This is a genomic window from Microbacterium sp. CPCC 204701 (assembly GCF_004010105.1).
Classification (GTDB): Bacteria; Actinomycetota; Actinomycetes; order Actinomycetales; family Microbacteriaceae; genus Microbacterium.
Window position 1 is genome coordinate 1 of sequence record NZ_RRYE01000154.1, and the last position, 6816, is coordinate 6816.

At 68.5% G+C, this 6816-nt stretch carries 8 protein-coding genes; 7 read left to right on the top strand and 1 reads right to left on the bottom strand.

The window, feature by feature from the left end; all coding sequences use genetic code 11:
- The 6 genes from atpH to EIO58_RS10350 form a co-directional block, all read left to right on the top strand.
- Positions 1-332: ATP synthase F1 subunit delta (gene atpH / locus EIO58_RS10325; protein WP_127819469.1), on the top strand; the 332-nt coding region annotated here is incomplete at its 5' end.
- Positions 333-393: 61 nt separating this feature from the next.
- Entirely contained in the window at positions 394-2031 is a 1638-nt protein-coding gene (gene atpA, locus EIO58_RS10330) for a F0F1 ATP synthase subunit alpha (protein ID WP_127819470.1), read from the top strand.
- Positions 2032-2051: 20 nt separating this feature from the next.
- The gene (locus tag EIO58_RS10335) at positions 2052-2948 is read left to right on the top strand and encodes a F0F1 ATP synthase subunit gamma (RefSeq protein WP_127819471.1); all 897 of its coding nucleotides are present in this window, start codon (positions 2052-2054) and stop codon (positions 2946-2948) included.
- Between the two features lie 56 nt (positions 2949-3004).
- A complete protein-coding gene (atpD, locus tag EIO58_RS10340; protein ID WP_127819472.1) occupies positions 3005-4450 on the top strand; it encodes a F0F1 ATP synthase subunit beta in 1446 nt (481 codons plus the stop codon).
- Between the two features lies 1 nt (position 4451).
- Positions 4452-4712 carry a F0F1 ATP synthase subunit epsilon gene (locus tag EIO58_RS10345; protein ID WP_127819473.1) on the top strand — a complete coding sequence of 87 codons (261 nt, stop codon included), beginning with the start codon at positions 4452-4454 and terminating at the stop codon, positions 4710-4712.
- Between the two features lie 64 nt (positions 4713-4776).
- A complete protein-coding gene (locus tag EIO58_RS10350) occupies positions 4777-5526 on the top strand; it encodes a YaaA family protein (RefSeq protein ID WP_127819474.1) in 750 nt (249 codons plus the stop codon).
- Positions 5527-5531: 5 nt separating this feature from the next.
- Here the strand turns inward: EIO58_RS10350 and EIO58_RS10355 are convergent, their stop codons facing one another.
- Positions 5532-6014 carry a DUF4282 domain-containing protein gene (locus EIO58_RS10355; RefSeq protein WP_127819475.1) on the bottom strand — a complete coding sequence of 161 codons (483 nt, stop codon included), beginning with the start codon at positions 6012-6014 and terminating at the stop codon, positions 5532-5534.
- A 180-nt stretch (positions 6015-6194) separates the two neighbouring features.
- On the opposite strand from EIO58_RS10355, the gene EIO58_RS10360 reads away from it, so the two are divergent.
- Positions 6195-6816, top strand: a 622-nt coding sequence (locus EIO58_RS10360) for a DUF5684 domain-containing protein (RefSeq protein WP_205789216.1), incomplete at its 3' end; no start/stop codon positions are given.

Here is a 6816-nt window from a genome sequence, read left to right on the forward strand (position 1 = left end):
GCGCGAGCGAGGCGGCGACGCTGATCGCGGCATCCCTCATCCGCCATCCGCGTGAGCGGCGCGTACGCGAGCTCCTCGCGCGGGCGACGAGGCTCGTCGCCGACCAGCGCGGTCGCACGGTCGCCACCGTCGTGACGGCTGCGCCGCTCAGCGCAGCCCAGGCGGAGCGCCTCACGTCGACGCTGTCGAAGCGGTACGGCGCGCAGATCACCCTCAACACCGTGGTCGACCCCGGCGTCGTCGGCGGCATGCGGGTGCAGATCGCCGACGACGTCATCGACGCGAGCGTGTCGGCCCGCCTGGCCGACCTCCGCCAGCGACTCGCCGGCTAGCAAGGACTTCCCGCCTCCCGCGGAGATTTCGGGGCCGAGGCCCCATGAACGAAGGAAAACAATGGCAGATCTCTCTATCAGCCCCGACGTCATCCGTGACGCGCTGAAGGACTTCGTCGCCGCTTACGAGCCCTCGGGCGCCGCGGCGACCGAGGTCGGCACGGTCATCGACGCCGCGGACGGCATCGCGCACGTCGAGGGCCTGCCCGGCGTCATGGCGAACGAGCTCGTGACGTTCGAGGACGGCACGCAGGGCCTCGCGCTGAACCTCGACGAGCACGAGATCGGCGTCGTCGTGCTCGGCGAGTTCTCGGGCGTCGAAGCCGGCCAGCAGGTCACCCGCACCGGCGAGGTGCTCTCCGTGCCCGTCGGCGACGGCTACCTCGGTCGCGTCGTCGACCCGCTCGGCAACCCGATCGACGGCCTCGGGTCCGTCGCCACCGAGGGTCGCCGCGCGCTCGAGCTGCAGGCGCCCGGCGTCATGCAGCGCAAGAGCGTGCACGAGCCCCTGCAGACCGGCATCAAGGCGATCGACGCGATGATCCCGGTGGGCCGCGGCCAGCGCCAGCTCATCATCGGCGACCGCCAGACCGGCAAGACGGCGATCGCGATCGACACGATCATCAACCAGAGGGCCAACTGGGAGTCGGGCGACGCCAGCAAACAGGTCCGCTGCATCTACGTCGCGATCGGTCAGAAGGGCTCGACGATCGCGGCTGTGAAGGGCGCGCTCGAGGACGCGGGCGCGATGGAGTACACCACCATCGTCGCCGCCCCGGCCTCCGACCCCGCCGGCTTCAAATACCTCGCCCCCTACACCGGCTCGGCCATCGGCCAGCACTGGATGTACGACGGCAAGCACGTCCTGATCATCTTCGACGATCTGACGAAGCAGGCCGAGGCGTACCGTGCCGTGTCGCTGCTGCTCCGCCGCCCGCCGGGCCGCGAGGCGTACCCCGGTGACGTCTTCTACCTGCACTCGCGTCTGCTCGAGCGCTGCGCGAAGCTCTCGGACGAGCTGGGCGCCGGCTCGATGACGGGTCTGCCGATCATCGAGACGAAGGCCAACGACGTGTCGGCGTACATCCCGACCAACGTCATCTCGATCACCGACGGGCAGATCTTCCTGCAGTCCGACCTCTTCAACGCCAACCAGCGCCCCGCGGTCGACGTCGGCATCTCGGTGTCGCGCGTCGGCGGTGACGCCCAGGTGAAGTCGATCAAGAAGGTTTCGGGAACGCTCAAGCTCGAGCTCGCCCAGTACCGGTCGCTCGAGGCCTTCGCGATGTTCGCAAGCGACCTCGATGCGGCATCCCGTCGCCAGCTCGCCCGCGGTGCGCGCCTGACCGAGCTGCTCAAGCAGCCGCAGTACTCGCCGTACCCGGTCGAGGAGCAGGTCGTCTCGATCTGGGCGGGCACCAACGGCAAGCTCGACACCATCGAGGTCGAGGACGTGCTCTCGTTCGAGCGCGAGCTGCTGGACTATCTGCGGCGCAACACGACGATCCTCGACACCCTCCGCGACACGAACGTCCTCGACGACGACACGGTGGCGGAGCTCGAGAAGCGGACCGACGAGTTCATCCTCGAGTTCCAGGCCGGCAAGGGCCAGGCCATCGGCAAGCCGGGCCACGAAGAGGTCGCGGCCGCCGAGGCGGAAGACGTGAACCAGGAGAAGATCGTCAAGGGCCGCCGCTAAGGCGACACCGGACAGGGACAATGGGCGCACAACTCCGGGTCTACAAGCAGAAGATCAGCACTGCTCAGACGACCAAGAAGATCACGAAGGCGATGGAGCTCATCGCGGCTTCGCGCATCCAGAAGGCGATGGCGCGCGTGCGCGCCTCCTCGCCCTTCGCGCGGGCCGTGACGCGGGCCGTCTCCGCCGTGGCGACGCACTCGAACGTCGATCACCCGCTGACCGTCGAACGCGAGACGATCCGCCGCTCGGCCGTGGTGATCTTCACGTCCGACCGGGGCCTGGCGGGCGCGTTCAACTCGCAGATCCTCCGCGAAGGCCTCGAGCTCGCGCAGCTGGTGCGCGAGCAGGGCAAGGAGCCGGTGTTCTACCTCGTCGGCCGCAAGGCCGTCGGGTACTTCCAGTTCCGCCGCATGGACAGCGCGGCAGAGTGGACGGGCGACACCGACACACCGCACTTCAGCACGGCTGAAGAGATCGCGGCGGTCCTCCTCGACGCGTACGACCGCGGTGGCGACGACGGCGGCGTCGACGAGATCCATCTCGTCTACAACCGCTTCGTGAGCATGATGACGCAGTCTCCCGAGACCGTGCGCCTGCTGCCGCTGGAGGTCGTCGAGGCGGAGGAGTCGGCCACGGCTCAGGTGTACCCGCTGTACGAGTTCGAGCCGGACGCCGAGGTGGTCCTCGACGCTCTGCTCCCGGTGTACATCCAGAGCCGCGTCTTCAACGCGCTGCTGCAGTCGTCGGCCGCGAAGCACGCCGCGACCCAGAAGGCGATGAAGTCGGCGAGCGACAATGCCGACAAGCTCATCACCGACTACACCCGGCTGCGCAACAACGCGCGCCAGGCCGAGATCACTCAGCAGATCGCCGAGATCGTCGGCGGCGCCGATGCGCTGTCGTCCGGCCGATAGCCCCCGCATCCGGCATCCCCGCACTGCGCAACAGACCACACGAAAGAGAAGAAGCCATGAGCCTCACCGCTGAGAAGACCGCGACCGCGGTCGGGCGCGTCGCGCGCGTCACCGGCCCGGTCGTCGACATCGAGTTCCCGCACGACTCGCTCCCCGACATCTACAACGCGCTCAAGACCACCATCACGATCGACGACGAGTCGACCGAGATCACGCTCGAGGTCGCGCAGCACCTCGGCGACGACCTCGTCCGCGCCATCTCGCTGAAGCCGACCGACGGCATGGTCCGCGGCCAGGAGGTGCGCAACACCGGCGGCCCCATCACGGTTCCCGTCGGCGACGTCACCAAGGGTCGCGTGTTCAACGTGACCGGCGACGTCCTCAACGCCGAGCCGGGCGAGACGATCGAGGTCACCGAGCGCTGGGGCATCCACCGTCAGGCGCCGTCGTTCGACCAGCTCGAGTCGAAGACCCAGATGTTCGAGACCGGCATCAAGGTCATCGACCTGCTCACCCCGTACGTGCAGGGCGGCAAGATCGGCCTCTTCGGCGGTGCGGGCGTGGGCAAGACCGTCCTCATCCAGGAGATGATCCAGCGCGTCGCGCAGGACCACGGCGGTGTGTCGGTGTTCGCCGGCGTCGGCGAGCGCACCCGTGAGGGCAACGACCTCATCCACGAGATGGAGGAGGCGGGCGTCTTCGACAAGACCGCCCTCGTCTTCGGCCAGATGGACGAGCCGCCGGGGACCCGTCTTCGCGTCGCGCTGTCGGCGCTGACGATGGCGGAGTACTTCCGCGACGTGCAGAAGCAGGATGTCCTCCTGTTCATCGACAACATCTTCCGCTTCACGCAGGCGGGTTCCGAAGTGTCGACGCTGCTCGGCCGCATGCCCTCCGCGGTGGGCTACCAGCCGAACCTGGCCGACGAGATGGGCATTCTGCAGGAGCGAATCACGTCGACCCGCGGTCACTCGATCACCTCGCTCCAGGCGATCTACGTCCCCGCCGACGACTACACCGACCCGGCGCCGGCGACGACCTTCGCGCACCTCGACGCGACGACCGAGCTCTCGCGCGAGATCGCGTCGAAGGGTCTGTACCCCGCGGTGGACCCGCTGGCCTCGACGAGCCGGATCCTCGACCCGCGCTACATCGGCGAGGACCACTACCGCGTCGCCACCGCCGTCAAGCAGATCCTCCAGAAGAACAAGGAACTGCAGGAGATCATCGCGATCCTCGGTGTCGACGAGCTCTCCGAAGAGGACAAGATCGTCGTGTCGCGCGCACGCCGCATCCAGCAGTTCCTCTCGCAGAACACCTACATGGCGAAGAAGTTCACCGGTGTCGAGGGCTCGACCGTCCCGATCAAGGAGACGATCGAGTCGTTCGACGCGATCGTCAAGGGCGACTTCGACCACGTCGCCGAGCAGGCCTTCTTCAACGTCGGCGGCATCTCCGACGTCGAAGAGGCGTGGGCGCGCATTCAGAAGGAGAACGGCTGACATGCCGCTCAAGGTGAGCCTCGTCTCCGCTGACGCGGAGGTCTGGTCGGGAGAGGCGTCGCTCGTCGTCGCCAAGACCGTCCTGGGCGAGATCGGCTTCATGCCGGGGCACGAGCCCGTGCTGGCGATCCTCGCCGAGGGTCAGGTGCGCATCACCGAGACCTCCGGCACGAAGATCATCGCGAACGCGCAGGACGGGTTCCTGTCGATGGCGGGCGACGACCTCACGATCGTCGCCGGCAACGCGGCGCTGATCGCCTGACGACGACCGTCACGCGTCGGCCGGTTCCTCACGGGACCGGCCGTCGCGCGTTGTCGGGAGCACGATGCTGATTCTTCTGCCGCCCTCCGAGACCAAGCGACCCGGCGGCGGACGCGGGCCGCTCGACGTCGCGGGCCTGGCGCTGCCGTCGCTCGCGCCGCAACGGGATGCCGTCGTCGATGCGCTGGTGGCGCTGTCGGCTGATGAGGACGAGGCGGTGCGCGTCCTCAGGCTGGGTGCGACGCAGCGCGGCGATGTCGCCGTGAACGCCGCACTGCGCGAGGCGCCGACGATGGCGGCGGTGGACCGCTACACCGGCGTTCTCTACGACGCGCTCGACGCGGCATCCCTCGACGTGTCCGCCCGCCGTTGGCTCGGCGCGCATGTGCTCATCCACTCGGCGCCGTTCGGCCCGGTGGGGGCCATCGACCGCATCCCGGCGTACCGGCTCGGCGCATCGACCGCGCTTCCCGGCGTGCCGCCGCTGCGGCGGGTGTGGGCGGATGCCGTGACCGCGGCGGTGGAGACGCTCGCACCGCGCTTCGTCCTGGATCTGCGGTCCGAGGCGTACGTCGCGCTCGGGCCGGTGCCGACTGGTATCGCCTCGCACTATGTGCGGGTGGTCTCTGAGGGCCGGGGCGGCGCCGTGCGCGCTCTCAATCACTTCAACAAGCATGCCAAGGGCGCGCTCGTGCGCCGTCTGGCCGCCGACCGTCCGCGCGTCGCGTCGCGCGACGGATTCGCGAGATGGGCGGATGCCGTGGGCCTCCGTGTGCGCGAGAACGCGCGGGGCGAGCTCGAACTGTTCGCCTGAGCGATTCAGCGCCTGGTGTGCTGCGCGGTCCGTTCGGTGTTCTCGGCGATCGCGATCAGGGCGACAACGCCCTCGATGATGAATCTCAGCAGCACGATCGCCAGGAACGTCAGCACCGGGACGATCACGATCGTGGCGATGAGCGCACTGATGCCGGCTCCGACGTTGAAGGGCATGACGCTGATGGCGCCCAGGATGCCGCTGACGAAGTACACCAGGAAGCCGATGCCGATCGCGATGAGGCCGACGAGGTAGAAGACGCTCGCAAGGCGACGCGTGATGAAGGTGCGGAACGACAGATCGAACAGCGCGGCGAAGAAGCCCTTCCCGACCTGCGACACGTCGCCTCCGACGGTGGGAACTCCGGTGTCGTCGAGGTCGCTCGCGGGGCGGGTCTCGGTCGGCGTGTCGACGGTGCGGGCGGCGTCTGCGGCAGACCGCTGGGGCAGCGGCGGGGGCGTGGGCGCTGCGGCATTCGGATCGCTCATGCGGCTCCTTCGGTCGAGAGGTAGTGCTCAGGCTATCCATCCGGCGCGCGGGGGACCATCCGGTCGAAACCCGCGCGGATGCTGACAGTTCGCTGAACGCCTCGATAGCATGTGACGAGCGGGGCAGGGGCCTCGTGGACGTTCAGACGCGTCCCGAACCGACTCTCTTGGAGGTCGATCATGGACTACAACGACGGTGGCGGTGCCGGAGCGCTGATCGCCTGGCTCATCCTCGCGCCATTCTTCCTGCTGCTGGCGGTCGCCGGTTACGTCATCTACTCGTGGTTCCTCATGAAGATCTTCGAGAAGGCCGGAGTTCAGGGCAAGTGGCGTGCCTGGGTCCCGGTCTACAACACTCTCATCTTCGCCAAGCTCGGCGACCTCAACCCGTGGTGGCTGCTCATCCTCTGGGGCGGCTACATCGTGCTGTTCTGGGTCCCCCTGCTCGGGTGGCTGATCGGCATCGCCGCTTTCGTCTACACGCTGCTGGCGGCATGGCGCGTGGGGCTGAAGCTGCAGAAGGAGGCCGTCTGGCTCATCCTCTACTTCTTCCTCTCCATCGTGTGGCTGGGCATCAACGCGTTCGACCGGTCGCGCTGGAACACCGCGATCCCGGCCGCGCCGTGGGCAGGCAACTTCCTCGCCGACAACACCGTGTGGGCGGGCGTCCCGAGCCAGACCCCGGCAGGCGGGTACCCGGCGAACCCGGTCACGTCGCCCGCCGGGTACACGCCTCCGCCGGCATATCAGCCCCCGGCGGGCTATCAGCCGCCGGCCGGCTACACCCCGCCGGCGCCGCCCG